Source organism: Rhodococcoides fascians A25f (assembly GCF_000760935.2).
Lineage (GTDB): Bacteria > Actinomycetota > Actinomycetes > Mycobacteriales > Mycobacteriaceae > Rhodococcoides.
In genome coordinates this window covers 2,439,167-2,463,317 of the sequence record NZ_CP049744.1, presented here as the reverse complement: position 1 = coordinate 2,463,317, position 24,151 = coordinate 2,439,167, and the positions used below count along the sequence as shown (strand labels likewise).

Below are 24,151 nucleotides of genomic sequence, written 5' to 3'. Positions count from 1 at the left end.
CGGCTGGTGAGGTAGCAGGTCAGCAGCGCAATCCGTCACCCGGCGGGACCAGATCGACGAGGTAGTTCACCAGCGGATCGTCGATGCAGCCCACGCCCGAGAACGCCACCGTGTGCTGGGTGCCGTCGTAGGTCACGAGGTTGCCTCGCAGCTGCGCAGCCAGTTCCACTCCGGCCTGATACGGAGTGGCCGGATCGTTGGTCGTCGACACCACCACCAGCGTCGGCAGGCCCTCGACATCGACGATGTGCGGGTCGCTCGTGTTCGGCACCGGCCAGAACGCGCACAGGTCGAGCGGCGCGTTGCCCGTGGCTCGGCCGTCGTCCAGATACGGCGCGGCGGCGCGGAACCGGGCGTCGGCCTCGTCGGCCGCTGCTCGGTCCGTGGTCGGCGGTCCGTCCACACATCGGACGGCATTGAACGCGTCGTCGATGTTGGTGTAGCTACCGTCCTCCAGCCGTCCGGAGTAGGTGTCGGCGAGACGGAGCAAGGTATCGCCTCGACCGTCGCGTAGTTCGTTCAATCCCGCCCGCAGCAGCCGCCACAGCTGCTGCGAGTACAGGGCCTGCTGAGCCCCGGTGATCGCGTCGTCGTAACTGAGGCCACGTGGATCGGTCGTCTCGGCGGGCTGGTCGATCAGTGGGTCGACCAGGGATCGAAACTGTGCGACGGCTCGAGCCGGATCGGTTCCGAGCGGGCAGGTGTCGGTCTGTGCGCAGTCGGCGGCGAACTGATCGAACGCGGTCTGGAACGCCGCGCCCTGGGCGACTGCCTCGTCGACGGGTGACTGATCGGGGTCGAGCGCACCGTCGAGCACCATCGCCCGAACGTTCGACGGGAATTCCTCGGCGTACGCGGTGCCGATGCGGGTGCCGTAGGAGTAGCCGACGTAGGTCAGCTTCTCGTCCCCCAGAACTGCCCGGATGACGTCCATGTCGCGCACCACTTCCCTGGTGCCGACGTGCTCGAGCACATCGGCTCCGGTGCGGTCGACGCACTGGGCCGCATAGTCCCGATGCTCGGCCTCGGTGGCCGCGATGCCCTCGGGGCTGACGTCGACGTCCGGCTCGCGGCGTTCCTCGTCGACCTCCTCGGACGTCAGACAGCGCACTTCGGGTTCGGAGGCCCCGATCCCGCGAGGATCGAACCCGACGCGATCGAAGCGGTCCGCAACGGCGGTGCCGTCGGCCTGCGTGGCCAGATACAAACCCGACGAGCCGGGACCGCCGGGGTTCATCAGGATCGATCCGATCTTCTCGCCTGCCGCCCGGGTCCGGGATATGGCGACCTCGATGGTCGTGCCCGCGGGATCGGCGTAGTCGAGCGGCACGGTGACCATCGCGCACTCGACGGAGTCGCCCAGCTCGCTGCCGTCGGTGTTGTACCGATCGCAGGACTCCCACTGGAGAGTCTGGTTGTAGAACGCCTCGAGACCCGCGGGAACCGGACCGGCAACCGATGCCGGCGATGATGCCTCGGGCTCAGCGGATGACTCCGGTGCGGCGGTGGGCTCGGAGCCGGAGCAGCCTGCGAGCAACACGGCAACTGCGGACAGCGCCACGGCCGTGTTCCTGGTGCGCGTTCTCATGGCACGATCGTGCCAGGTCTGTCCGACCGCACTCCATTCTCGCTGCCCGGCAGGGATGGCCGCCGAGCACTAGCGTCTACGTGGTGCAGGCCCTCCGACTCGCCCTTGCCCAGACGAACTCCGTCGTCGGCGATCTCGCGGCGAACTCCGCCGCAATCGTCGAGTGGACGGTCCGCGCCGCTCACGACGGTGCCAACGTGGTGTTGTTTCCCGAGATGGCTCTGACGGGATACCCGGTCGAGGATCTGGCTCTTCGGCCGTCGTTCGCCGCCGCATCCGCCCGAGCACTGACCGAATTGGCCACTGCGCTCGATGCCGCCGGATGCGGCGACCGCATCGTGGTGGTGGGCTACCTCGATCGCGATGCCGAGGGCTCGCGGAACAGCGCCGCGGTGATCGTCGACGGACGGGTGACAACTCGCTACGACAAGCACTCCCTTCCCACCTACCGAGTGTTCGACGAGGCCCGCTACTTCGCTCCCGGATCGCGCTTGAGCATCGCCCGGGTGAACGAGCTCAGGCTCGGAGTTGTTGTCTGCGAGGATATCTGGCAGTCGGGCGGGTCGGTAGCGGCCTACGGGGCAGCGGGTGTCGACATGTTGCTCTGCCTCAATGCCAGCCCTTTCGAGCAGGGCAAGAACGAGGTACGGCACTCCATCGCCGCGCGCCGGGCCAACGAGATCGGCGTCCCGATCGCCTACGTGAACGTGGTCGGCGGACAGGACGAGCTGGTGTTCGACGGGGCGAGCTTCGTGATCGGTCCCGACGGTTCCATGTGGGGACGCTCCCCGCAATTTGTCGAGCATCTGCTGATCGTCGACGTGGACGCGCCCACCGATCCACGTCCGAATGCCGAAGCTGTACCCGGTTGGAGCATCGATCGGGTACCGCTGCCCGACGTCGCGATCACCGGCTGGCAGCGAGCCGAGCCGTTTCTCTCCGACGTTGCCTGCGCGGAGGAACAGGTGTGGGGCGCTCTGGTGACAGGCTTGCGAGACTATGTGCACAAGAACGGCTTTCGTTCGGTGACTCTGGGACTGTCGGGTGGAATCGACTCGGCGGTGGTTGCGGCCATCGCCGTCGACGCCCTCGGTAGCGATGCAGTGCACGCAGTGTCGATGCCGTCGACGTACTCCTCGGGCCACTCCCGCACCGATGCAGAAGATCTTGCGTCGCGCACCGGTATCCACTTCAGCGTCGAGCCCATTGCCGACATGGTCGCCTCCTTCGTCGACCAGCTGCACCTGACCGGACTGGCCGAGGAGAACATTCAGGCGCGCTGCCGCGGCATGACGCTGATGGCACTGTCGAACACATTCGGCCATCTGGTTCTGGCCACCGGCAACAAGTCCGAACTGGCCGTTGGCTATTCGACCATCTACGGCGATGCGGTCGGCGGCTTCGCGCCGATCAAGGACGTACCGAAGTCGCTCGTGTGGGAGTTGGCGCGGTGGCGGAACAAGTCCGCTGCCGACCGCGGAGACATTCCTCCGATCCCCGATTCCAGCATCGACAAGCCGCCGTCCGCCGAGCTCAGACCGGGACAGCTCGACACCGACTCGTTGCCCGACTACGACGAACTCGACGCGATCCTGTTCAGGTACGTCGACAACGATCAGGGGTTCGACGACATCGTCGCGGCCGGCTTCGACGCAGTGGTGGTCGCGGACATTCTCCGCAAGGTCGATGCGTCGGAGTACAAGCGGCGTCAGTATCCGATCGGCAGCAAGGTCACCTCGCGCGCCTTCGGGCGCGATCGCCGGATGCCGATCACCAACGGATGGCGGGACTACGCGTAACCCGATCGAGTGTGACGAATTGCACTGCTCGGAGCGCTCCGGCATGTCGTGCGCGGTGGCAGACTTCTCGATGTCATCACACCCCATCCCGGGGACCCGCCGAGCGGGCCTCGAGGACCAGAAAGGGACAAAGATGTCCGAAACTGCTGTGTACGGCGGCTCTTCCCAGGACGTACCCGCCACCGGTTTGACCCGCAAGACCCGCACCCATCACCTGCTGCAGATGAAGGCAGAGGGTGAGCGCTGGGGAATGCTGACCGCCTACGACTACTCCAGTGCGCGCATTTTCGAGGAAGCCGGTGTTCCGGTGCTCCTCGTCGGCGATTCCGCAGCGAACGTCGTCTACGGCTACGACACCACCGTCCCGATCACGGTCGACGAGCTGCTTCCGCTGGTCCGTGGAGTGGTACGCGGTGCGCCGCACGCTCTCGTTGTCGCAGACCTGCCCTTCGGCACCTACGAGGCCTCACCGCAGCAGGCTCTCGAGACGGCAGTCCGGTTCATGAAGGAAGGCCTCGCAGGCGCGGTCAAGCTCGAAGGCGGCGAGCGCGTCGCCGGGCAGATCGCCGCCATCACCGCTGCAGGCATTCCGGTGATGGCCCACGTGGGCTTCACCCCGCAGAGTGTCAATACCCTCGGCGGCTTCCGGGTGCAGGGCCGCGGCGACGCGTCCGAGCAGCTGGTGGCCGACGCCATCGCGGTTCAGGAGGCAGGTGCGTTCGCCGTCGTCATGGAAATGGTTCCCGCCGACATCGCCGGTCAGGTCACCCGAAAGCTGACGATTCCCACGGTCGGCATCGGCGCGGGCAACGAATGCGACGCACAGGTCCTGGTGTGGCAGGACATGGCCGGATACACCAACGGCAAAACCGCGAAGTTCGTCAAGAAGTTCGCCGACGTCGGCGACTCACTGCGCACTGCGGCAACCACGTACCTGTCCGAGGTGCGCTCGGGCGTGTTCCCCGGACCCGAACACAGCTACTGATCTTTCCGGTTCGGATGGCACACTCGAGGCCATGACAACCAGACGGGGTACTACGTCCATCGCAGGTAGAAGCGCAGTCGCACTGGCCGGTGCGGCTGCGCTGCTCACTCTCGTGGGCGCCTGCAGCACCGATACCACCAACACCGGTTCGTCGTCCTCGACGACGACGGTCGCGCCGACCACTACGGTCACCACGACTTCCGCGGAAGCGGTGATCACCGATGCCCAGAAGCAGCAGTTGTGCACCGATCTGGAAGCGCAGCTGTCCAATTGGCGCGTGCAGGGGCCCACGCTCGGCCGCGGCGGGTTGAACATTCTGGTGCAGACCTGGGCGGCGCAGAGTGGCGTCATCAACCTGCAGGTGGTGCAGAACCGAGCGATCGTCGACGACGTCACGAAGGAAACGTGTTCGGACGTTCGAGACGAGGCCATCCGTTCGCTCGACATTCCGGACCTGGCGTCGGGTCTGGTGGGCTTCTAGGATGCGTTCTCTCTACCCCGAGATCGACCCCACCGAGACCGGCCACCTCGATGTCGGCGACGGCCAACGGATCTACTGGGAAACCTCGGGCAATCCCGACGGTGCGCCGGTGGTGTTCGTGCACGGTGGTCCGGGCGGTGCCACCAATCCGTTGCAGCGGCGCTACTTCGACCCGCAGGCCTATCGGATCGTGTTGTTCGATCAGCGGGGCTGCGGGCAGTCGACCCCGCACATCGCCGACGGTGCCGATCTGTCGGTCAACACCACCGATCGGTTGATCTCGGACATGGAGAAGCTCCGGGAGCATCTGGGTATCGACACGTGGTTGGTGTTCGGCGGTTCGTGGGGCTCGACGCTGTCACTGGCGTACGCCCAGTCGCACCGCGACCGCGTGCGCGGACTGATCCTCCGAGGAATCTTTCTCGTACGGCCGTCGGAGATCGACTGGTACTACGGCGGCGGTGCCGGCAACATCTTCCCCGATCTGTGGGAGCAGTTCCTCGCGCCCATTCCGGAGAGCGAGCGCGACGGCAATCTCGTCGAGGCGTATCACCGGCAGCTGATGTCCGAGGACACGGAGGTAGCGACGAGGGCCGCGGTGGCGTGGTCCTCCTGGGAGGCAGCTACCAGCTACTTACTGCCGAAACCGGATGCAGTGCAGGACAATTCGGACCCCCGATTTGCGCGTGCATTCGCGGGCATCGAGAACCACTACTTCCGCAACCATGCTTTTCTCGACGAAGATCAATTGCTGCGCGACGCGCATCTGCTCGACGGCATTCCGGGCGTCATCGTGCAGGGCCGCTACGACGTCGTGTGCCCCGCAACGAGTGCGTGGGCCCTGCACAAGGCATGGCCCGGCGCGGATCTGGTGGTCGTAGACGACGCAGGGCACTCAGCGGCCGAGCCGGGCATCGTGCACCACCTCGTCGAGGCGACCGACCGCTTCAGTCCGTGACGGGCGCGTAGCCGAAAGCGATCCTGCGCGAGTCGGTGTCGGCCTGGGTCAACCGGACCGCCACCGACTCCCCCGCAGGAGGTTCGCCGTCGCACTTGCCGATGACGATGGGATCCGACACGAGTACCTCGGCGTCTCGCTTGCCCTCGGCACCGCGAAGTACGACCGCATCGAACGTCTCGCCCACTCGTTCTTTCAGTACGTGTGCCTCGGTGAGGTCGACGCATGCACGGTCGACCTTCGATGCTGCAGAATCGGATCCACGCATGATCGCCGGTAGCTCGGGTAAGGCCTGCGTCGCCCAGTCCGGCACCGCCGATCCGGCTACGACCGACAGGCACACTTCGGTGGCGAAGCGGTCCGACAGCCGACGCAGTGGCGCTGTCACATGGGCGTACGGCGCACCGATTCCCGAATGCTCCACCGTTGCGTCACCGGCGGCAGCGCTGGTCGTGCGATCGAACGCGAGATAGTCCGCTCCGCGCAGCAAGCCGGTCGCCTGGCTCATCATCGCCAGTGTCGACGGTTCGTCGGCGGGCAGGTCTGCCAGCACCGCTCCGGCGGACGCACCTGCGGGCCAATCGATTCCGAGAGCAGCGGCGGTCCTCTTCAAGGTTTCGACGGCCTCGCCCGGGGCAGGTGGAAGGGTACGAACGATGCCGATTCCGGCGTCGAGCATGATCCTGGCAGCGCACATTCCCGTCAGCAGCGACACCTCCGCGTTCCAACCGTCCACCGCAGTGCGTGGTTGCAGGACGATGCGCCAGCCCGGCCCGTTCGGCACCACTTCCTGCTCGGGCAGCGTGATGTCGATGGCTCCGCGGCGTCTGGCCGCGTTCGCCCGTTGCGATCCGAATTCTGCCAAGGCGGCGATCGAGGGATGCGGAGTTCCCGCGTCGACGCCGGCTTGCACTCCGGCGTAATCCAGCCGTGCGACAGATCGCACCAGCGCGCGGGTGACCGTCCAGGCAGCTGCTTCGCCGACGTCGTCGAGTTCGATGGTCCACAACGCGGCGCAGCGAGTCTGTCCCTCCAACAGGCTTCCGGAGCCCTCCGACAATTCGCGTGGGTGCAGCGGAACAGATCCGTCGGGCAGATAGAACGTCTGGCCGCGTCGGCGGGTTTCCACGTCGAGCGCTCCCCCCGGCATCACCAGCGCACCCACGTCGGCGATCGCGTAGTGCACCACCAATCCGTTGGACGTCTTCTCGATGTGGACAGCTTGATCGAGGTCCTTCGAGCCGGGCGGGTCGATGGTGACGAAGGGAATGTCGGTGCGGTCGATCCTGTTGTCGGCGTGCAGATCTCGGGCGTTCTGCGCTTCGCGCAACACCGCTGCGTCGAAGACATCGGACAGACCGAACTCGGATCTGATGGCCTCGAAATCGAAATTCGGAGCCCTCAGCCGGGTGAGCAGCACCGTCAGTTGTTCCAGTCGTCGTCGGAGTCGGCGGCCTTGTTGCGCGCGGCTGCGATCTTCAGCGCCTGCTCTGCGGTGGCCTTGTCCGGATACGGGCCCATGCGGTCGAGGGCGTTGGTCTCCTTGCCCTGCACAACCTGCTTGGTGCTGATGTCGTAGTACCAGGAGGTGTCGTCGTCGGTCATGACTTCCAGTGTGCCCCATGGAGCACCGCCGCAGGAGAACTGCGAGAAAAGTGAGTGCGAACGAGTCGGCCTGTAAGCCGGATCCTGTCTGCCGTTCCTGCTTTCGCAGGTTCGACTTCGACGACCATCCATCTGGGCACACCGTTGCCGGGTACCTCGAGCAGTCCACCCGCAGGCTCGGGCGAGCAGCCCTCGAGCACCTGCGCAGCTGCACCCCTTGCGCGGTGCAGCCTTCGACCTTGCTCCGGGCGGGGTTTACCTAGCCACCCCAGTCACCTGGGGTGCTGGTGCGCTCTTACCGCACCGTTTCACCCTGACCTGCAGTTCGATTCCGAAGAACCGATCCGCAGGCGGTCTGTTTTCTGTGGCACTGTCCCGCGAGTCACCTCGGGTTGCCGTTAACAACCGCCCTGCTCTGTGGAGTCCGGACTTTCCTCGGCCCGAAGCGCGACGGAAGCGATCCGCCGGTCCTCCGAGCCGCAGCCGTCCGGCCAACTCGTTCGCGGTTGCGTACTCTACCCGGCTCACGTCGGATGTCCGGCGACTGCCCGGCCACGAAGAACAGTGGCACTCACGACGGCCGCGGCAGCGGTGACGGCTGCGCCCACCCAGGCCGCCGACGTGTAGGCCCCCTCCGAGGGAAAGGTGGACCCTGCACTGGTCCCCGTGGCCAACACGAGCCCACCGATCGCACTACCGAAGGCAAATCCGACGCTGCGCACCACCTGGGTGATACTCATGGCACTCGACGTCTCCTCGGGAGGGACGACCGACAGAACGACGGCAGGCAGCGCAGCCGAGAAACTCCCCACTCCGACGCCGAGGATGCCCATCACCACGCAGAGTTGCGCGATGTCGGTGCGGGTGGAGGCGAACAGGACCAGGGCCGCCAGAACGACGAGTGCGCTGACCGACAGTGCGCTACCCGGCCCCACTCGACGCAGTGCACGAGGCACGAGCTTGCCCGCGAGAAACCCGAACACCGAGAACGGAACCAGAACCAGCCCGGCGGCGAAGACGTCGAGACCGAAGCCGTAACCGGCCGCGGAGGGTGTCTGCGCGTAACGCGTGGTGATGGCCAGCAACAAATACATGCCGATGCCGCCCAAGAACATCGCGCCGTTCGCGCCGACCACAGCTCGACGGCGGAGCAATCGGAGATCGACGAGCGGTGCCGGGCTGGAAAGTTCGACGCGTACCCAGATGGCGGTCGCGACAACTGCACCTGTACCGAGTACCACCGCCGTCCAGGCGTGGCTCGCCCACAGCGCGGTCTCACTCACGAGAATCAAGACGAACGACAGGGCGAACGCGAGCAGCACTGCACCGGGAACGTCCAGTGGAGTCGCCCGCTTCTGGGTCGAGGGTGGAATCGCCTTCAGAGCAACCACCACCGCCATGACCGTCAGAGCGGCACCGAATCCGTAGGCGGCGCGAATCCCACCGTGGTCGGTCAAAAACCCTGACAACGGGTATCCCACTCCGACACCCGCCGTCGACGCAACCGACAGCAGCGCGATGGTGGAACCAGACCGACTGCTGAACAAATGATCTCGTGCAACCCCCATCAGCATCGAGGTCAGGGCCAGCCCCACTCCCTGGGCCGCGCGGCCCAGGAGCAACCAGGCGAAGGACAGCGGCAGTGCGGTCAGAACTCCGCCGACCGACACGACGGCGAGCGTGACGAGGATGGCCGCACGTCGATGCGGACCGGAACCCAGCCGACCTAGCAGCGGCGTGGTCACGGCGCCTGTCAACAGGGCCAGCGTCAACGTCCACTGCGCACTCGACAGTGAGACGTCGAATGTGGTTGCGACACTGGTGATCAGCGGTGCACCGAGGCTACCGACGGCAGCGACGACCACTCCGACGAACACCAGCGCGGGTACCAACAGGCGCTCCCCGCTGACCTCGGCGTCGGCGGTCACCGGTTCGTATCGCTGGTGATGTGATCGAACAATCCGGCGTGGATGCGAGTGCCCACTCCGTTCGCCCAGGGTTGGTCGACCTCATGAATCTGCATGGCTGCGCCACTGTTGAGCAGCATGCCGAACGCGAGAAACGCCTTGACGGTCACGGCGTCGAGCCCGGTGACCTCTACGACGGTGTTCCACATCCGGGCGAAGGCCTCTCGAACGGCGTCCCGCACCTCGGAGTCGCCACACGCGGCGATCCCCTGCAGCTGGAGCAGGAGTGAGGTTCGATCCTCGAGCATGGAGTAATAGCGCTCCCCCATCGCGGCCAACGCTTGGTGCCCGGTGGCTGCGCCTGCCGCCTCGCGCATCCCATCCGCCACACGATCGAAGGACGCGACGACCAGTTCGGAGAACAGTGCCTTCTTGGTTCCGAATATTCGAAAGATGTAGGCCTGGGTGATCCCTGCTTCGCGGGCGATCCTGTCGGTCGAACCGCCGTGCAGTCCGGACGAAGCGAATTCGTCTGCCGCTATCCGCAGTATTTGCTGCCGTCGGTCCGAGCCTGTCATCCGTCCACGCTGCGCCATGGGTTCAAGTTACTGGTTACTAACTACTGACTTCAATGGTTGTTCTCGAGCGCTTCACTACAGTTCTGTCCATGAGTGAATGGGTCGTGCTGCTGCGCGGCATCAACGTCGGCGGCATCAACATCAAGATGGTCGATCTCCGTGCTGCTTTGGCCTCGGCCGGCTTCACGAATGTCCGCACGATTCTGGCGACCGGCAATGTACTGCTGCAGTCGCCGCTGACCGCCGCCGCCCTGAAAGCACAGGTGGAAAGCACGCTCGCCGAGGCGTTCGGCTACCGAGCCTGGGTTGTCGTGCTCGACGCCCCGGCACTGGGGGCGATAGTGGAGTCCTACCCGTTCGACGCCGAACGGGAAGGCTGGCATCCTTATGTGGTGTTCGGTAGCGACGATAGCCATTTGACCGAATTGTCCGCTCTTGCAGAAGAACTCGACCCCGAGCTCGAGAGGATTGCCGAGGGGAAAAGCGTGCTCTACTGGGAGGTGCGCAAGGGCAACACCACCGACAGCACGTTCGGGAAAGCCACGGCGAAGGCGAAGTACAAGGCCACGACCACCACGCGGAACGTTCGCACTCTCGTGAAGATTCTCGCGTGACCGTTCTCGCTGCGGCATTGGTCGCCGCCGTTCTCGTCTTCGCCATCGTTCGCCCGCGCGGTCTCCCCGAGATCGTCGCCGCGCTTCCAGCGGCAGCAGTTGTTCTTCTCGTCGGCCTGGTCAGCCTCGACGCCGCTCGGGAGCAGGTACTCGAACTCGCTCCCACCGTGGTATTTCTGGCGTTCATCCTGATCCTGGCGCATCTGTCGGATGCCCTCGGTGTGTTCACCTGGATCGCCGCGAAGCTACGACGCGGATCCAAGGGCAGCCCCCGCAGACTGCTCACCCTCGTGTTCGCAGCGGCAGCGGCAACCACAGCCGTACTGAGCCTCGACGCGACCGTGGTTCTGCTGACACCGGCCATCATCGGTGCAGCTCGCATCCTGGGGATGTCGCCGCGTCCACACAGTTACGCCACTGCGCACCTGTCCAATTCGGCGTCGACTCTGCTGCCGGTGTCCAATCTGACCAACCTGCTGGCCTTCGCTGCGACCGGACTGACCTTCCTGCATTTCACGGCCCTGATGGCACTTCCGTGGATCTTCGCGGTCGCCATCGAACTGGCGGTGTTCCTGATCTTCTTCCGCAAGGATCTGACCCGCACCGCGACACCAACGCAAACCCCGACCGAACACAGAACCGACGACGTGCCCGCACCTCGCAGCACGCTGCTCATCCTCGGTGCGACACTCGTCGGCTTTGCGGTGGCGGGACTGTTCGATATCGAACCGTTCTGGGTGGCGGCCGTGGGGTCGATTGCGCTCGCGATCCCGGCACTTCGAGCTCGGCACACCACACCTCGCGCCATTCTGCGCGGCGCCGATCTGCCCTTCTGTGGATTCGTCTTTCTTCTCGGCATCGTCGTTCTCGGCGTGACGACGGGCCCGATCGGCGACTGGCTGGCGCGAATCCTGCCGTCCGACACCACCTTCGCGTCCCTGCTGGCCGCGGCTGCCATTGCGGCGGTGGCGTCGAACATCGTCAACAACCTGCCCGCCACCCTGCTATTACTGGCCGCGTTCGGCGCCGACGCTCCCCCAGCGCTGTTGTTGGCCATGGTGATCGGGGTCAACCTCGGCCCCAACCTCACCTACGTCGGGTCGCTGGCAATCATGCTGTGGCGACGCGTCGCATCGGCCAACGACGAGCCGGCAGACCTGCGCACCTTCACCGTGTTGGGCGTCATCACCACTCCACTGACCATCGTCGGGGCCGTGGCGGGCTTGTGGCTCGCGTTGCAGTTCTAGGCCTCATCGGGCCCTCGTCACAAGACAATCTCGAGCCGTGGCAGTTCTCGCCCGGCGATCGACCCACTCACAGCAGTACCGATGCGGACGGCACCGAAGTGGAGATAGAACGGTTCGGCTCCGGGATCCGCGTCGAGCGTCAGACGCTCGAATCCCTGCGCGCGAGCCTCACTGATCGTGTGCTCGAGCAATTTTCGACCACAGCCGGTTCCGATGGAACTCGCGTCCACGAAGAGTGCCGTCAGTTCACCCGCAGGCGCTTCACCCCCGAGCACGCTGAAACCGACGACGGAGCTTTCCGGCCCGGACGAACCGACGACGGCGACCCACATCCGACCCGATCCGCATACAGCCGAGTCGTACGTCAACTCCACACGACATGCCTGCAGGAAATCCTCGGAGTATCCCCAGTAAGCCTTCGACCGAAGTGCGAGTTCCGAGATCGTCTCGTTTTCGTCGGACCTCGCCAACCGGATTTCGACATCGCCCATGCCTCGACCATAGAGCGAATGTCCGCAACGCCACGAGCACTACCGCGGTGGCAACCGTGTGCGGCGAGCAGCGGCACCGTGCCCTGTCGGTCGATGGTCACCAGCGGAGCAGACCCTGACTGTTTCCCACGGTGCCGGTAGGTCCGTCGTCGGCAATCGTGGCGAGTCGGACGATTTCGTCGGTGCCCTGCGTGACGTCGTGTGCACCCTTGCCTGCGTTGAGATCAGTGCGGGTGTAGCCGGGGTCGGCGGCATTGACTCGCATCATCGGCAGGGCGCGCGCGTACTTCACCGTGAGCATGTTGAGGGCGGTCTTGGACGACGCGTAGATCGGCGGTACCACCTGCCAGTCGAAGTAGTCGTGCTCGATGGTGTCCTGAATGGATCCGACACCCGAGGAGATGTTGACGATTCGTGGATGGTTCGAGATCTTCAGCAGTGGCACGAATGCGTTGGTCACTCGAACGACGCCGAAGACGTTGGTGTCGAAGACGTCTCGGGCGTCATCCGCCGATCCTTGTTCGAGCGGAACGAACGCGCCGGTGATTCCTGCGTTGTTGATCAGGACGTCGAGGCGTCCATGGTCCGCACGCACCTGGCGCGCAGCAGCGTCGACGCTGCCCTGATCGGTCACGTCCAGTTGGACGAACGTGACGCCGAGGTCGGCGGCCGCAGCACGACCCAGCTCACGGTTGCGGGCACCGATGACCACGGTGTGGCCGGCACGCTGTAAGCGCCGCGCCGTCTCGTGGCCGATTCCCTTGTTGCCGCCGGTGATCATCGTGATTGTGCTCATGACGTCGACGCTAAGGCGCGGCGGCCCGCTCGAGAAGATGCCGCTTGTCGGTAGGTCTGCCGGTACCACCCAGATCGTCATCGAGAAGATGCCCGTGGCCGAGGTGGCACAGTGGTGAGATGACCGTAGAGCAGCAGGGACGCCGGCCGGCGGGTTTCTCGTCGGTGCTCCGTGGCTGGCGCGACCGCAGCGCACCCGTCCCCTCCGACTCGGCCGTCAGGCCTCGGAGATCGTCGGGGTTACGCCGCGAGGAACTCGCCACACTCGCCGGAATCTCGGTGGACTACCTGGTCCAGCTGGAGCAGGGTCGCGCGTCGAATCCGTCGGCGGCGGTGGTCGCTGCTCTCGTTCGGGCCTTGGGCCTCGACCTCGCCGATGCCGGAGTGTTGTATCGAGCTGCCGGACTCGCGGCACCGTCGTCGGCCGTCGATCGATCGGTACCGGACAGCGTCGATCGGCTGCTGGCCCGAGCCGAGAACTGGCCTACGGCGGTGTACGCGGCCGATTGGTGGCTGCTGAGATGGAACGCGGCATGGTCCGCTCTGATGGGCAATCCGATGGACCTGTCCGGACATTCACGCAACCAGGTCTGGTTCGAGATGACCGAGGACATGTCGACCATGTGGGTCGACCCCGGGCAACGGGAACAGTATCGAGACGCGCTGGTCGGCGACCTCCGCGTGGCACAAATTTCGCATCCCGACGACGCCGAGCTCGACAACCTCGTCCATGACCTTCGAGCGCGCAGCGACGAATTCTCCGATCGTTGGCACCACGCTCGGCCGGCCGTCTACCGGGGAGCACGCAAGAACATCGACCATCCTCTGGTGGGGTCGATGGTCCTCGATGGGGACGTGTTCCAGCCGGCAGGCTCCGATGTTCGGGTGATCGTCTACACCGCAGCACCCGGCTCGCGAGACGAGTCCAGACTGTTGTCACTGTTGTCGCCCGGATCCCGTGCACGGAACCGAGCCTCGGTTCAGGCCGGTGAAGCCAGGTGCGAGGTGTCGTTCACCAATCGCACCGAGGCCCCGCCGTCGGGGTAGAACTCGGCGATACTCAGCGACGCGAGATCGAGGTGCAGTCGATACAGCAGCGACGGGCCGACGTCGAGCGCAAGTTGCAGCAGCATCTTGATCGGGGTGACATGGGTGACCACCAGAAGGGTCTTTCCGGCGTACTCGGTGAGCAACTGGTCACGGGTCGCTTCGATGCGTACACGTACGGCGTCGAAACTCTCCCCGTTCGGTGGTGCCACGGAGGTGTCGCCGCGCCACGCCTTGTGGACCTCGGGGTGACGTTCCATGGCCTCGGTGAACGTCAGTCCTTCCCAGTCGCCGAAGTCGGTCTCGATGAGACCGTCGACAGTGGTGACGGGCAATCCCAGGCGGTCGGCGGTCGCTGAGGCCGTCTGTTGGGCGCGCGCGAGCGGCGAGGCCACGATGGCGTCGATGTCTGTCCGTGAACCGAGAACCGTTGCGGCAGAATCTGCTTGGCGTTGACCCAGTTCCGTCAAGTCAGGATTGCCGCGGCCGGAGTATCGCCGATCGACCGACATGGGGGTCTGCCCGTGCCGCAACAGCAGCAGGCGCGTGGGCTCCCCCATCGCACCGGTCCACCCGGGCGACTCGGCCTTCTTCGTGGCCGGCTCGGCATCGGGCAGTTCCGACAGGTCCACACCCTCGGCCGCGGCGTCCATCGCCTCGTTGGCGAGCGCATCGGCGTGCGAGTTCTGTGCGCGCGGAATCCACTCGTAGGTGACGGAATCGAAGCCGCGAGCCAGTTCGGCCGCTTTCCGCTGAAGCGGAATCATGTCCGGGTGCTTCACTTTCCAGCGCCCGGACATCTGCTCGACGACGAGTTTGGAGTCCATGCGGACGGCAACCTCGCGGGCCCCGACGTCACGTGCGGCACTGAGTGCGGCGATCAGGCCGTTGTACTCGGCGACGTTGTTGGTGGCCACCCCCAACGAAGCCCGACGCTCGGCGAGCACCTGCGAGCGATCGGCGCTGAACACCACTGCGCCGTATCCAGCGGGCCCGGGGTTCCCCCGCGATCCTCCATCGGCCTCGGCGACAACCCGCGACATCTGGCTCAAATTCCGGATTCCTTGGTGCGCACCAGGATTGCGTTGCATTCCGAGCAACGAATCAGAGCGTCTGCCGGCTTGTTGGCAATGCTCGCGATCTCGTTGCGGTCGAGCTCGATCCGGCAGGCACCGCAGCGGCGAGCCTGCAGCAATGCCGCACCGCGGCCGGTGAGAGCTCGCTGCTTCTCGTAAACAGCAAGCAGATCCGCGGGCAACCCCGATGCCAGGGACTCGCGGCGCTCGGCGCTGCGCTTCTCGGCGGTGTCGAGGTCTGCAACGGCGTCGTCGCGGCGGCGGCCGGCGTCGACGAGTTCGTCCTCGATCTGCGTCAGCTGCGCACCGGCGTGCTCGTAGTCCCGCTCGCTGGCCTCACGCTGCTCCATGACCTCGAGCAGTTCCTCCTCGAGGATGCCCTGGCGACGTTCGAGGCTGCCGAGCTCGTGCTGCAACTCCGTCATCTGCTTCGGTGCGATGGTGCCACTCTCGAGCATCTTCTTGTCGCGAGCCTCGCGTTGACGAACCGCGTCGACCTCGCCCTCGAGTTTGCGAATGTCCCGATCGAGGTCGTCCATCGAGATCTGCACCGTCACGGCCGCGTCCTTGCGGGTGGTGCGCTCGGTCTCGAGCTTGTCCACCTCCTGCTGCTCGGGGAGGCTTTTGCGGCGGTGGGCGATCTGCGAGAGTTCGGTATCCACACCGGCCAATTCGAGCAGCGAGGCCTGGACTTTGGGATCGACGTTCACGCTTGATGACTCCTGCGACTATGGAAGTTGGTAAGAGATCACCCTACCGGCTGCTCGAAACCGAGAGAGCCGGATCGGCTTCGACCGCCTGTCGCCAGGGGTTCACAAGTCACGATCGTCACCGATCACAGCGTCCAGGGGTCGGTGCGCACATCGGTGACCCTGCTGCTCCACCCGTCCGTGTCACCGAACGCGGTGTCGACGATGGTGCGCGCCTGTTCACACCACGGGAACTCCGACGCCCAGTGCGCGGTGTCGATCACCGCGGGCCCACCCGCGCGCAGATGTTCGTCGACAGGGTGGTGCCGCAGATCCGAGGTGACGTACACGTCGGCGTCCGTTCGCGCGACGGCAGACAGGAACGAATCGCCTGCTCCCCCGCACATCGCCACCACCGAGACCGTGGCCTCGGGATTTCCTGCAGCGCGTACTCCCCACGTCGTGGCAGGTAGCGCTTCGCGGACGACGTCGGTGAACTCGGCGAGGGTCATCGGATTCGGCAGTCGACCGATGCGTCCCAAGCCGGTGCACGACGGCAATGCCGCGGACTCGAAGACATCGAACGCGGGCTCCTCGTAGGGGTGGGCGTGACGTAGAGCCGAAAGCAACTGCGCACGTTCTGCTTTGGGGGCAACAACCTCGATTCGATCCTCGGTCTCCGTGTGCACCTCACCGAGAATGCCCAGTGTCGGGTGCGCATTCGGGCCGGGACGGAATTGGCCGAGACCGGTCGCCTGCCAGCTGGCTTCGCTGTAGTCGCCGATCTGTCCGGCTCCGGCGTCGAACAGGGCCTGCCGTACCGCGGCCGAGTCGGAGGTCGGTACGAAGACCACCCACTTGTCGTGTGCAGGAGCAGGAATGGGGTCGAGGGGCCTGGTGTCGATCACGCCGAGGGCGGCTGCGAGTGCGTCGGATACACCCGGATCGGCGGAGTCGGCATTGGTGTGGGCGGTGAACAGTGCGCAGTCGGCCTTGATCAAACGGTGGATCACCGACCCCTTCGCGGTGTCGGCCGCCACGGTGTCCACGCCTTTGAGCAGCAATGGGTGGTGGGCCACGATCAGATCGGCGCCCCAGGCAATGGCTTCGTCGACCACTGCATCGGTGACGTCGACTGTGTACAGAACCTGCTGCACAACAGCTTTGGGATCTCCACACACCAGGCCCACCGAGTCCCAGCTCTCGGCCAGGCGTGGTGGGTAGGCATTGTCGAGAACCTCGATGACGTCCGCCAGTGTCACTGTCATGTTCGTTGCTCTCCTCACAGAACGGTGCTCAACGCATTCACCAGTATGTCGACCTGCTGCGAGTCCCGTACCGCGACGCGCAGGTAGTGACGGTCGAGCCCCGGGAACGTGTCGCCGCGGCGGACCGCAATACCCATCGTGCGCAGGCGTTCTCGAACCAGATCGGCACCCTCGAAGCGCACCAGCAGAAACGGCGCTCGGGCCGGGCCGGTGACGTCCAAACCGAGAACGCTCAGTCGGCCGATCATCGCAGATCGTTCGCGGTCGATGCGTTCGGATTCGGCGCGTGCCTGATCGATGGCAAACGGTTCTGTGCAGGCGCGGATTGCTTCGATTTGCAGACTCCCCAGCGGCCAGTGCGCGCGGCCGCGCTGCATCCTCGCGAGAACGTCAGGGTGCCCCAGCGCATATCCGCACCGCAACCCCGCCAACGCCCACGTCTTCGTCAGGCTGCGCAGGACCACCACGTCATCCGAGCGCTGTAACGAAACCGATTCTCCGGCACCGAGCACTGCGTCGGCGAAGGCCTCGTCGACCACCACCGTTCGGCCGGGCCGACGCAGGTTCAGGACCGCTTCGCATAGATGCAGAACCGACGTCGGATTGGTGGGGTTGCCGATGATCACCATGTCGGCGGCATCGGGCACGAGCATCGGATCGAGCTCGAAAGGCGGCGGCAAAATAACCCGATGCACCGGTACACCCGCCTGTTCCAGCACCCAATCGGGCTCGGTGAAGGACGGATGAATCGTTGCCGCGAGGGAGGGCTCCAAGCGCGGCAGCATCGAGAAGCCCTCGGCGCCGCCGCTGAGCAGCAGCACCTCGTCCGGGGAGCGGCCGTGGTGTGCGGCCACTTGCTCTCGTGCGGCGTACTCGGCCGCAGCGCTCGGGTACGAACCCAGCGAACTCAGTGCAGTGGCCAGCCGGTCCCGAAGCCATGCAGGCGGGCCGTCGCCGCGCACGTTGACGGCGAAGTCGACGAATCCGGACTCGACCTCCACGTCACCATGGTGACGAAGGAGCTCATCCGGCCTGTGACGGCGGAGCGCGTCGGGTTCGGCAGTTGTATCGGACATCGCGACGAGCGTAGCCGCAGGCTTTCCCGAGCAGGCCGCACCGATAGGCTTCGAACATGTCTGCCGTTACCCCCGCGTCCGTTGTCCTGTTCGATCTCGATGGGACGTTGACCGATTCCGCACCGGGAATTCATGCCGGTTTTCGCCATGCGTTGGCCTCCGTGGACGCCCCCGAGCCGACCGAGGAGCAGCTGTCGCTGGTCGTCGGGCCGCCGCTGATCGACACCTTGCGCGGGCTGGGTCTGGACGAGGACGCCGCACAGCGCGCGTTGGCGGCGTACTTCGAGCGGTACGACGAGCGGGGCTGGGCCGAGAACACCGCGTTCGACGGCATCGAGACGGTGCTGACTCGATTGCAGGACCGAGGAGTGCGCCTCGGGGTGGCGACGTCGAAATCGGAGCGCTTCGCCGTTCGCATTCTCGACCACTTCGGTCTGTCTCGATACTTCGAGTTCATCGGAGGTGCCAGCAACGACGGCACCCGACGAGCGAAGTCCGATGTCATCGCACACTCGTTGTCCAATCTCGGCATCGACCCGGTGGAACACGCGGACGGCGGCACCGACGGGGTGATCATGATCGGTGACCGTGACCACGATGTGCACGGTGCAGCACGATTCGGCATTCCCACGGTGTACGTGGAGTGGGGCTACGGCGTCGACGGCGAGAGCGACGACGCCGCGTTCACCGCATCGAACATGGACGAGTTGGCTGCGGTGCTCGAGCAGAACACGGTGGCAGGCCAGTGAACGAGCCACTGCATGTGACATTCGTGTGCACCGGCAACATCTGCCGATCGCCGATGGCCGAGAAGGTCTTCGCCGCGCATCTGCGCGATGCCGGTCTCGCCGATGAAGTGCGGGTGTCGAGTGCGGGCACCGGCGGCTGGCACGTGGGCGACGGTGCCGATCCCCGCACCGTAGCCGAGCTCGTTGCCCACGGCTACGACGGTGAGCACGAGGCCGCGCAGGTCGGACCGGACCATCTGGAGGCAGACCTGATCGTCGCGCTCGACACCGGCCATGCGAAGGCGCTGCTGCAGCTCGGCGCGCCGGCCGATCGAGTGGCCCTGCTGCGATCGTTCGATCCCGACGCCGACGACTCGTCGGTCGCCGACCCGTACTACTCGTCCGACTCCGCGTTCACCGAGGTGCGCGAGCAGATCGAAGGTGCGGTTCCCGGACTGTTGAACTGGGCACGGTCTCAGCTCTCCGGCTGACCCCGCTACCGTGGTGGGGTGGAGAAGTTAGGGTTCTTGCTGCGTCCGAAGTGGTTGGTGCTGGCCGCCGTCGCGCTGGCGTTCGCATTTCTGTGCTTCAGTGTGCTCGCTCCGTGGCAGCTCGGTAAGAACACCTCGACCTCTGCGCGGAACGACCTGATCACCCGGTCGGTCGATGCAGATCCGGTACCCATCTCGGACATCCTCACCGCCAACGGCTTCCCGGCCGACGACGAATGGCGCCGCGTCATCGCGACGGGTTCCTACGATGTCGATTCCGAGGCACTGGTGCGGCTGCGCAGCATTCGTGAACAGCCCGCGTACGAGGTCATCACCCCGTTCGAGATCGACGGTGGGCCCACCGTACTGGTCAACCGCGGGTACGTGCTGCCGGTGGAGGGCACAAGACCACCCGACTTCGCGCCCGCACCTACGGGACAGGTGACGCTCAACGCCCGAGTGCGTCAGGCCGAGGGCACGTCGCGGGAACCGATCGAGGAAGACGGTCACCTGCAGGTCTACAACATCAATCCGGAGCAGATCGGCGCGGCGGTCGGCGTCGATGCGATCGACGGGTACCTCCAGCTCGACGACGATCAACCGGGCGGGCTGGGCCTGATCGAATTGCCTCAGACCGATGCAGGGCCCTACCTCTCCTACGGTCTGCAGTGGCTGGCGTTCGGCATCATGGCACCGCTGGGTCTGGCGTACTTCGTTCGCGCCGAGATCAGGGAGCGTCGCATGTCTCGTGCCGAGATGGCCGACGCGATGTCCGGCGAGCCAGACCCCGCTCCCGACAACGAGCCCGTACCCGACGAAGAAGAAGAATTCACACTTCCCACCCGACGCGAGAAGCGCGCCAGAGCGCGCGCTGCGTCACGTCCCACGGTGCCGTCGGATCCTCGCCTGGCCGATCGCTACGGCAAGAATCGCTGACGCGATCACCGACAGTTCTTGCACCCGGGTCGACAGCGTGACCGCTCGGCGAAGGTCGCGCGCCGTGGGCGAGGCCCCGTCCCCCAGGGTCGGGCGGTTCTCGACGCCGTGTCGATACTGAGTTCTGCCTCCGAGTTGCAGTCCCAGCGCGCCTGCAGCCGAGGCCTCGGCAACACCGGCATTGGGGCTTGGGTGCTTCGACGCGTCGCGACGCCATATCTTTGCTGCCTCGACGGGCGAGCCGTGTACCAGGGGCGCTGCCAGTACCGTCGCCAGTCCGGTGACCCGGGCGGGCACCAGATTGAGGACGTCGTCGATTCGCGCTGCGGCCCAACCGAAGCGCAGATACTTCTCGGACCGATAGCCGACCATGGCGTCGAGCGTGTTGCTCGCGCGGTAGGCCAGAATGCCGGGCACTCCGGCACACGCGCCCCACACCAGGACACCCACGGCGGCATCGGATGTGTTCTCTGCGATGGATTCGAGGGCGGCTCGCGCCAGTCCGTCGGAGTCGAGTGATTCCGGATCGCGGCCACACAGCGACGGGAGCAATGCACGCCCACCCGCCAGGTCTCCGCTGTCGAGGCAGTCCGCCACCTGCCCACCCACCCTGGACAGCGACGTTCCACCCAGCGCTGCCCAGGTGGCGGCCGCGACCAGAACCGTCTCGGCAGGTGCACCCATGCGGGCGGCGGCGCGGCTCGAGGCGACACCGATAGCGGCCGTCGAACCGATCAGCGTCGCCGCATGTATGACTCCGACGGTTCTGCTGTCACGGTAGAGAACTCGTTCCACGTGCAGTGCCGTCGTGCCGAACCCTGCGACCGGATGCCAGCGCTTCGGGTCTGCGAACACGCGATCGAGGCCGTAGCCGATCAGTAAGCCGATCGCTCGGGGGTGCGTCCACATCCCACGAATCTTGCCAACTGCCCATCCGGTACCGAGAACCGGTGTGTCAGGCCCAGCGCTGGCGGTATGCGCTTGCGAGTTGACGGTTGCGGAAGTCGATGTCGCTTCCGTCGTTGAGCAGGGCGATTGCCATTCCTACGAAGCCGACGGCTGCCATTACGAACATTGTCATGATTCCCCCAGAATCTCGAGTGGATCCGCAGTGCGGACTTGGCTGTACCCGATTGTTACCCGCCAGTAGGCCAATTCCTACTCGATTGAGGTGGCCGTCACGTGTGTCGGTCGTCACGAGACGCCCGTCTCATCCGAACGTCCAAAATCGAACGGCCACCGGCTATCTCGCGCTGTGCAGTTCTCCCGTAGTTACTGCGGCACAGGAAAGAGATGCTGCTCGTCGGTCACGACCGAGCGCAGAAATTCGTCGACGGCCTTCACCCGCGCCAAACCGGTCAGCTCTCGCGGCACCACGGTCCAATACGTCCGCTCGACCGAGACGACGCCGGGCAGCACCGACGTGAGCGCCACGTCCGGCTCGCCGATGTAGCTGGGCAACGGCGCAATTCCCACACCGGATCTCGCCGCGATCCACTGCCCGGTGATGTTGTTGGTCTGAATCTGCGCGCGCCCCTCGGGCAGGATCGAGTCCAGGATTCGCAGGGGCGCAACATCGAGTAGAGCATCGACGTACGAAATCAGCGTGTGGCCCCGGAGGTCGTCGACGGTGTGGATCGGCGACGTCGCCGCAAGATACTCCTCGGCGGCATAGAGCTCGAGCGAGTACGTCGCCAACCTGCGCGTGACGACGAATCTCGGCGACGGCCGTTCCAGCGTGATGGCGATGTCGAATTCCCTTGTCGCCAAGGAGTTGTGCTCAGTGGCGGTGACCAACTCGATATCGAGATCAGGGTGCTTGTCCCGCAGTACGCCGAGTTTCGGTGTCAGGACGAAGGCTCCGAAGCCGTCCGGAGCCGCGATACGCACGGTGCCACGCAGCGATCCGGTGTCGGACGTCTGATCCTCGAACGCCGCGATGAGCGTCGACTCCACGGTTTCGGCGTATCCGACGAGCCGCCGCCCCGCCTCGGTCAATCGCCAACCCGACGGGGTTCGGTCGAAAAGCCGCTGTCCGGCCGACTTTTCGAGGGCCGTGATACGACGGCCGACGGTGGTGTGGTCCACGCCGAGAGTGCGAGACGCGTCGGTCAGGCGTCCCGTTCTCGACACTTCGAGAAAGTAGCGGAGGTGGTCTGGGTTGAACACTCGTCCAGCTTATCCCTGCCGTGCATTTATGCACGGCAATCTGCGACTTTGGCCTTTGACATGTGCATCGATACCAGTGAGACTCGAGACACACCGATGGAAAGGACCGAACGTTGACCGACGTCATTGCGCACTGGATCGATGGCAAGACCTACTCCGGCAAGTCCGACCGGACTTCCCCCGTCACCAACCCCGCGACCGGCGAGGTCACCGGCACACTTGCCCTGGCAGACACCGGCGACGCTCGGGCGGTCATCGACGCTGCCGCCGCCGCATTCCCGGCGTGGCGCGACACCTCTCTGGCCAAGCGAACCTCCATCCTTTTCTCGTTCCGAGAGCTGCTGAACGCCAAGAAGAACGAGCTCGCCGAGATCATCACAGCCGAGCACGGAAAGGTTCTCTCCGATGCCCTCGGTGAGATCTCGCGTGGCCAGGAAGTCGTCGAATTCGCCTGCGGCATCGCACATCTACTCAAGGGCGGATACACAGAGAACGCGTCGACCGGGGTCGACGTCTACTCGATCCGTCAGCCGCTCGGGCCCGTCGGCATCATCTCCCCCTTCAACTTCCCCGCCATGGTCCCCATGTGGTTCTTCCCCATCGCCATCGCGGCCGGTAACACCGTGGTCCTCAAGCCCTCCGAGAAGGATCCCAGTGCCAGCATCTGGTTGGCGAAGCTGTGGGCCGAGGCGGGCCTGCCCGACGGCGTGTTCAACGTGCTGCAGGGCGACAAGGTGGCCGTCGACGAGCTGCTCGAGAACAAGAAGATCAAGTCGATCTCCTTCGTCGGTTCGACCCCCATCGCCCAATACGTGTACTCCACCGGCACCGCCAACGGAAAGCGCGTCCAGGCCCTCGGCGGTGCCAAGAACCACGCCGTCGTCCTCCCCGATGCCGATCTCGACCTCGCCGCCGACGCCATGGTCAACGCCGGCTTCGGCTCTGCAGGCGAACGATGCATGGCCATCTCCGCACTCGTCGCCGTCGGCAATATCGCCGACGAACTCGTGGCCAAGATCGCCGAACGCACCACGCCGCTGGTCACCGGCGACGGCACCCGCGGGGCAGACATGGGACCGCTCGTCACCAAGGCCCACCGAGACAAGGTTGCCTCCTACGTCGATGCAGGCGAAGCGGCCGGAGCCACTCTCGTCGTCGACGGCCGCGGCGTGAAGGCCGATGGCGGGGAGAACGGATTCTGGCTCGGCCCCACGCTCATCGACCACGTCACCCCCGAGATGAGCGTCTACACCGACGAGATCTTCGGACCGGTTCTCTCGGTCGTCCGCGTCGACACCTACGACGACGCGCTCGAGCTGATCAACGACAATCCCTACGGCAACGGCACTGCCATCTTCACCAACGACGGCGGCGCAGCACGACGCTTCCAGAACGAGGTGGAGGTCGGCATGGTCGGCATCAACGTGCCGATCCCGGTTCCCATGGCGTACTACAGCTTCGGTGGTTGGAAGAACTCCCTCTTCGGCGACAGCCACGCACACGGCACCGAAGGAGTGCATTTCTTCACCCGAGGAAAGGCCGTCACCAGCCGCTGGCTCGACCCCAGCCACGGCGGCATCAATCTCGGCTTCCCTGAAAACAGCTGAGCCCTGAAAATAGCTG

General features: G+C 65.4%; 25 protein-coding genes and 1 other RNA gene. 11 read left to right on the top strand and 15 right to left on the bottom strand.

What is annotated here, in order from left to right; translation table 11 throughout:
- Positions 1-19 precede the first annotated feature (19 nt).
- Complete coding sequence (locus BH93_RS11755) at positions 20-1,588, bottom strand: alpha/beta hydrolase (protein WP_037177389.1); 1,569 nt, start codon at positions 1,586-1,588, stop codon at positions 20-22.
- 83 nt (positions 1,589-1,671) lie between these two features.
- On the opposite strand from BH93_RS11755, the gene BH93_RS11750 reads away from it, so the two are divergent.
- The 4 genes from BH93_RS11750 to pip all read left to right on the top strand — a co-directional run bounded on the left by BH93_RS11750 (position 1,672) and on the right by pip (position 5,811).
- A complete protein-coding gene (locus tag BH93_RS11750; RefSeq protein ID WP_155291131.1) occupies positions 1,672-3,387 on the top strand; it encodes an NAD+ synthase in 1,716 nt (571 codons plus the stop codon).
- Between the two features lie 133 nt (positions 3,388-3,520).
- Complete coding sequence (panB, locus tag BH93_RS11745; RefSeq protein WP_032379100.1) at positions 3,521-4,372, top strand: 3-methyl-2-oxobutanoate hydroxymethyltransferase; 852 nt, start codon at positions 3,521-3,523, stop codon at positions 4,370-4,372.
- A gap of 31 nt (positions 4,373-4,403) precedes the next feature.
- Positions 4,404-4,853: a hypothetical protein gene (locus BH93_RS11740; protein ID WP_037177385.1), complete on the top strand. Its 450-nt coding sequence runs from the start codon at positions 4,404-4,406 to the stop codon at positions 4,851-4,853.
- A 1-nt stretch (position 4,854) separates the two neighbouring features.
- A complete protein-coding gene (pip, locus tag BH93_RS11735) occupies positions 4,855-5,811 on the top strand; it encodes a prolyl aminopeptidase (RefSeq protein WP_037177382.1) in 957 nt (318 codons plus the stop codon).
- On the opposite strand, the gene BH93_RS11730 is transcribed toward pip, so the two are convergent.
- From BH93_RS11730 to BH93_RS11710, 5 genes are all read right to left on the bottom strand, one after another.
- Positions 5,801-7,231, bottom strand: coding sequence for an RNB domain-containing ribonuclease (locus tag BH93_RS11730; protein WP_037177379.1), 1,431 nt, complete (start codon positions 7,229-7,231; stop codon positions 5,801-5,803). The genes pip and BH93_RS11730 overlap by 11 nt on opposite strands.
- A gap of 2 nt (positions 7,232-7,233) precedes the next feature.
- Entirely contained in the window at positions 7,234-7,416 is a 183-nt protein-coding gene (locus tag BH93_RS11725) for a hypothetical protein (protein WP_032379104.1), read from the bottom strand.
- Between the two features lie 57 nt (positions 7,417-7,473).
- An RNA gene (gene rnpB, locus BH93_RS11720) (RNase P RNA component class A) lies at positions 7,474-7,915 on the bottom strand.
- 25 nt (positions 7,916-7,940) lie between these two features.
- Positions 7,941-9,344 carry an MFS transporter gene (locus BH93_RS11715; protein WP_037177376.1) on the bottom strand — a complete coding sequence of 468 codons (1,404 nt, stop codon included), beginning with the start codon at positions 9,342-9,344 and terminating at the stop codon, positions 7,941-7,943.
- A complete protein-coding gene (locus BH93_RS11710; RefSeq protein WP_032379106.1) occupies positions 9,341-9,901 on the bottom strand; it encodes a TetR/AcrR family transcriptional regulator in 561 nt (186 codons plus the stop codon). Before BH93_RS11710 ends, BH93_RS11715 begins: the two co-directional genes overlap by 4 nt.
- A gap of 89 nt (positions 9,902-9,990) precedes the next feature.
- On the opposite strand from BH93_RS11710, the gene BH93_RS11705 reads away from it, so the two are divergent.
- Together BH93_RS11705 and BH93_RS11700 are read left to right on the top strand one after the other, a co-directional pair.
- Positions 9,991-10,515 carry a DUF1697 domain-containing protein gene (locus BH93_RS11705; RefSeq protein ID WP_037177373.1) on the top strand — a complete coding sequence of 175 codons (525 nt, stop codon included), beginning with the start codon at positions 9,991-9,993 and terminating at the stop codon, positions 10,513-10,515.
- Positions 10,512-11,762 (top strand): SLC13 family permease, encoded by a 1,251-nt coding sequence (locus BH93_RS11700; protein ID WP_037177371.1) that lies wholly within the window; start codon positions 10,512-10,514, stop codon positions 11,760-11,762. Before BH93_RS11705 ends, BH93_RS11700 begins: the two co-directional genes overlap by 4 nt.
- Positions 11,763-11,779: 17 nt before the next feature.
- Here the strand turns inward: BH93_RS11700 and BH93_RS11695 are convergent, their stop codons facing one another.
- Together BH93_RS11695 and BH93_RS11690 are read right to left on the bottom strand one after the other, a co-directional pair.
- The gene (locus BH93_RS11695) at positions 11,780-12,253 is read right to left on the bottom strand and encodes a GNAT family N-acetyltransferase (protein ID WP_037177370.1); all 474 of its coding nucleotides are present in this window, start codon (positions 12,251-12,253) and stop codon (positions 11,780-11,782) included.
- A 97-nt stretch (positions 12,254-12,350) separates the two neighbouring features.
- A complete protein-coding gene (locus BH93_RS11690) occupies positions 12,351-13,049 on the bottom strand; it encodes an SDR family NAD(P)-dependent oxidoreductase (protein ID WP_037177369.1) in 699 nt (232 codons plus the stop codon).
- A 119-nt stretch (positions 13,050-13,168) separates the two neighbouring features.
- Here BH93_RS11690 and BH93_RS11685 point away from each other — a divergent pair, with 119 nt between their 5' ends.
- The gene (locus BH93_RS11685) at positions 13,169-14,095 is read left to right on the top strand and encodes a helix-turn-helix domain-containing protein (RefSeq protein ID WP_080739268.1); all 927 of its coding nucleotides are present in this window, start codon (positions 13,169-13,171) and stop codon (positions 14,093-14,095) included.
- Here BH93_RS11685 and BH93_RS11680 read toward each other — a convergent pair.
- The 4 genes from BH93_RS11680 to cobC form a co-directional block, all read right to left on the bottom strand.
- A complete protein-coding gene (locus BH93_RS11680; RefSeq protein WP_037177368.1) occupies positions 14,029-15,138 on the bottom strand; it encodes a bifunctional RNase H/acid phosphatase in 1,110 nt (369 codons plus the stop codon). The two genes, BH93_RS11685 and BH93_RS11680, sit on opposite strands and share 67 nt — an antisense overlap.
- Before the next feature lie 5 nt (positions 15,139-15,143).
- Positions 15,144-15,881, bottom strand: a complete 738-nt coding sequence (locus BH93_RS11675; protein WP_032379110.1) for a zinc ribbon domain-containing protein — start codon at positions 15,879-15,881, stop codon at positions 15,144-15,146.
- 125 nt (positions 15,882-16,006) lie between these two features.
- Positions 16,007-17,128: a Nif3-like dinuclear metal center hexameric protein gene (locus BH93_RS11670; RefSeq protein ID WP_037177366.1), complete on the bottom strand. Its 1,122-nt coding sequence runs from the start codon at positions 17,126-17,128 to the stop codon at positions 16,007-16,009.
- A gap of 14 nt (positions 17,129-17,142) precedes the next feature.
- Positions 17,143-18,204 (bottom strand): Rv2231c family pyridoxal phosphate-dependent protein CobC, encoded by a 1,062-nt coding sequence (cobC, locus tag BH93_RS11665; protein ID WP_052065857.1) that lies wholly within the window; start codon positions 18,202-18,204, stop codon positions 17,143-17,145.
- 56 nt (positions 18,205-18,260) lie between these two features.
- Here cobC and BH93_RS11660 point away from each other — a divergent pair, with 56 nt between their 5' ends.
- Genes BH93_RS11660 through BH93_RS11650 form a run of 3 tightly spaced genes read left to right on the top strand, consistent with a single transcriptional unit; the run spans position 18,261 to position 20,359 of the window.
- A complete protein-coding gene (locus tag BH93_RS11660; RefSeq protein WP_032379113.1) occupies positions 18,261-18,953 on the top strand; it encodes an HAD-IA family hydrolase in 693 nt (230 codons plus the stop codon).
- Positions 18,954-19,006: 53 nt separating this feature from the next.
- Complete coding sequence (locus BH93_RS11655) at positions 19,007-19,423, top strand: low molecular weight protein-tyrosine-phosphatase (protein WP_277950845.1); 417 nt, start codon at positions 19,007-19,009, stop codon at positions 19,421-19,423.
- 18 nt (positions 19,424-19,441) lie between these two features.
- On the top strand, positions 19,442-20,359 hold the full coding sequence (locus BH93_RS11650) for an SURF1 family cytochrome oxidase biogenesis protein (RefSeq protein WP_037177360.1): 918 nt from the start codon (positions 19,442-19,444) through the stop codon (positions 20,357-20,359).
- Here the strand turns inward: BH93_RS11650 and BH93_RS11645 are convergent.
- The 3 genes from BH93_RS11645 to BH93_RS11640 form a co-directional block, all read right to left on the bottom strand.
- A complete protein-coding gene (locus BH93_RS11645) occupies positions 20,300-21,268 on the bottom strand; it encodes a cobalamin biosynthesis protein (RefSeq protein ID WP_037177357.1) in 969 nt (322 codons plus the stop codon). The two genes, BH93_RS11650 and BH93_RS11645, sit on opposite strands and share 60 nt — an antisense overlap.
- 46 nt (positions 21,269-21,314) lie before the next feature.
- Entirely contained in the window at positions 21,315-21,440 is a 126-nt protein-coding gene (locus BH93_RS28125; RefSeq protein WP_254925408.1) for a hypothetical protein, read from the bottom strand.
- A gap of 191 nt (positions 21,441-21,631) precedes the next feature.
- A complete protein-coding gene (locus BH93_RS11640) occupies positions 21,632-22,528 on the bottom strand; it encodes a LysR family transcriptional regulator (protein WP_032403895.1) in 897 nt (298 codons plus the stop codon).
- Between the two features lie 113 nt (positions 22,529-22,641).
- Between BH93_RS11640 and BH93_RS11635 the strand changes: the two genes are divergently transcribed.
- Positions 22,642-24,135 carry a CoA-acylating methylmalonate-semialdehyde dehydrogenase gene (locus BH93_RS11635; RefSeq protein WP_032379117.1) on the top strand — a complete coding sequence of 498 codons (1,494 nt, stop codon included), beginning with the start codon at positions 22,642-22,644 and terminating at the stop codon, positions 24,133-24,135.
- The last annotated feature ends 16 nt before the right edge of the window (positions 24,136-24,151 follow it).

Bases quoted from the DNA above. Each gene is read 5' to 3' on its own strand.
- BH93_RS11755 (WP_037177389.1), bottom strand. From the start codon at position 1,588: ATGAGAACGCGCACCAGGAACACGGCCGTGGCGCTGTCCGCAGTTGCC.
- panB (WP_032379100.1), top strand. From the start codon at position 3,521: ATGTCCGAAACTGCTGTGTACGGCGGCTCTTCCCAGGACGTACCCGCC.
- BH93_RS11740 (WP_037177385.1), top strand. From the start codon at position 4,404: ATGACAACCAGACGGGGTACTACGTCCATCGCAGGTAGAAGCGCAGTC.
- pip (WP_037177382.1), top strand. From the start codon at position 4,855: ATGCGTTCTCTCTACCCCGAGATCGACCCCACCGAGACCGGCCACCTC.
- BH93_RS11725 (WP_032379104.1), bottom strand. From the start codon at position 7,416: ATGACCGACGACGACACCTCCTGGTACTACGACATCAGCACCAAGCAG.
- BH93_RS11710 (WP_032379106.1), bottom strand. From the start codon at position 9,901: ATGACAGGCTCGGACCGACGGCAGCAAATACTGCGGATAGCGGCAGAC.
- BH93_RS11705 (WP_037177373.1), top strand. From the start codon at position 9,991: ATGAGTGAATGGGTCGTGCTGCTGCGCGGCATCAACGTCGGCGGCATC.
- BH93_RS11695 (WP_037177370.1), bottom strand. From the start codon at position 12,253: ATGGGCGATGTCGAAATCCGGTTGGCGAGGTCCGACGAAAACGAGACG.
- BH93_RS11690 (WP_037177369.1), bottom strand. From the start codon at position 13,049: ATGAGCACAATCACGATGATCACCGGCGGCAACAAGGGAATCGGCCAC.
- BH93_RS11685 (WP_080739268.1), top strand. From the start codon at position 13,169: ATGACCGTAGAGCAGCAGGGACGCCGGCCGGCGGGTTTCTCGTCGGTG.
- BH93_RS11680 (WP_037177368.1), bottom strand. From the start codon at position 15,138: ATGTCGCGGGTTGTCGCCGAGGCCGATGGAGGATCGCGGGGGAACCCC.
- BH93_RS11670 (WP_037177366.1), bottom strand. From the start codon at position 17,128: ATGACAGTGACACTGGCGGACGTCATCGAGGTTCTCGACAATGCCTAC.
- cobC (WP_052065857.1), bottom strand. From the start codon at position 18,204: ATGTCCGATACAACTGCCGAACCCGACGCGCTCCGCCGTCACAGGCCG.
- BH93_RS11660 (WP_032379113.1), top strand. From the start codon at position 18,261: ATGTCTGCCGTTACCCCCGCGTCCGTTGTCCTGTTCGATCTCGATGGG.
- BH93_RS11655 (WP_277950845.1), top strand. From the start codon at position 19,007: ATGGCCGAGAAGGTCTTCGCCGCGCATCTGCGCGATGCCGGTCTCGCC.
- BH93_RS11645 (WP_037177357.1), bottom strand. From the start codon at position 21,268: ATGTGGACGCACCCCCGAGCGATCGGCTTACTGATCGGCTACGGCCTC.
- BH93_RS28125 (WP_254925408.1), bottom strand. From the start codon at position 21,440: ATGACAATGTTCGTAATGGCAGCCGTCGGCTTCGTAGGAATGGCAATC.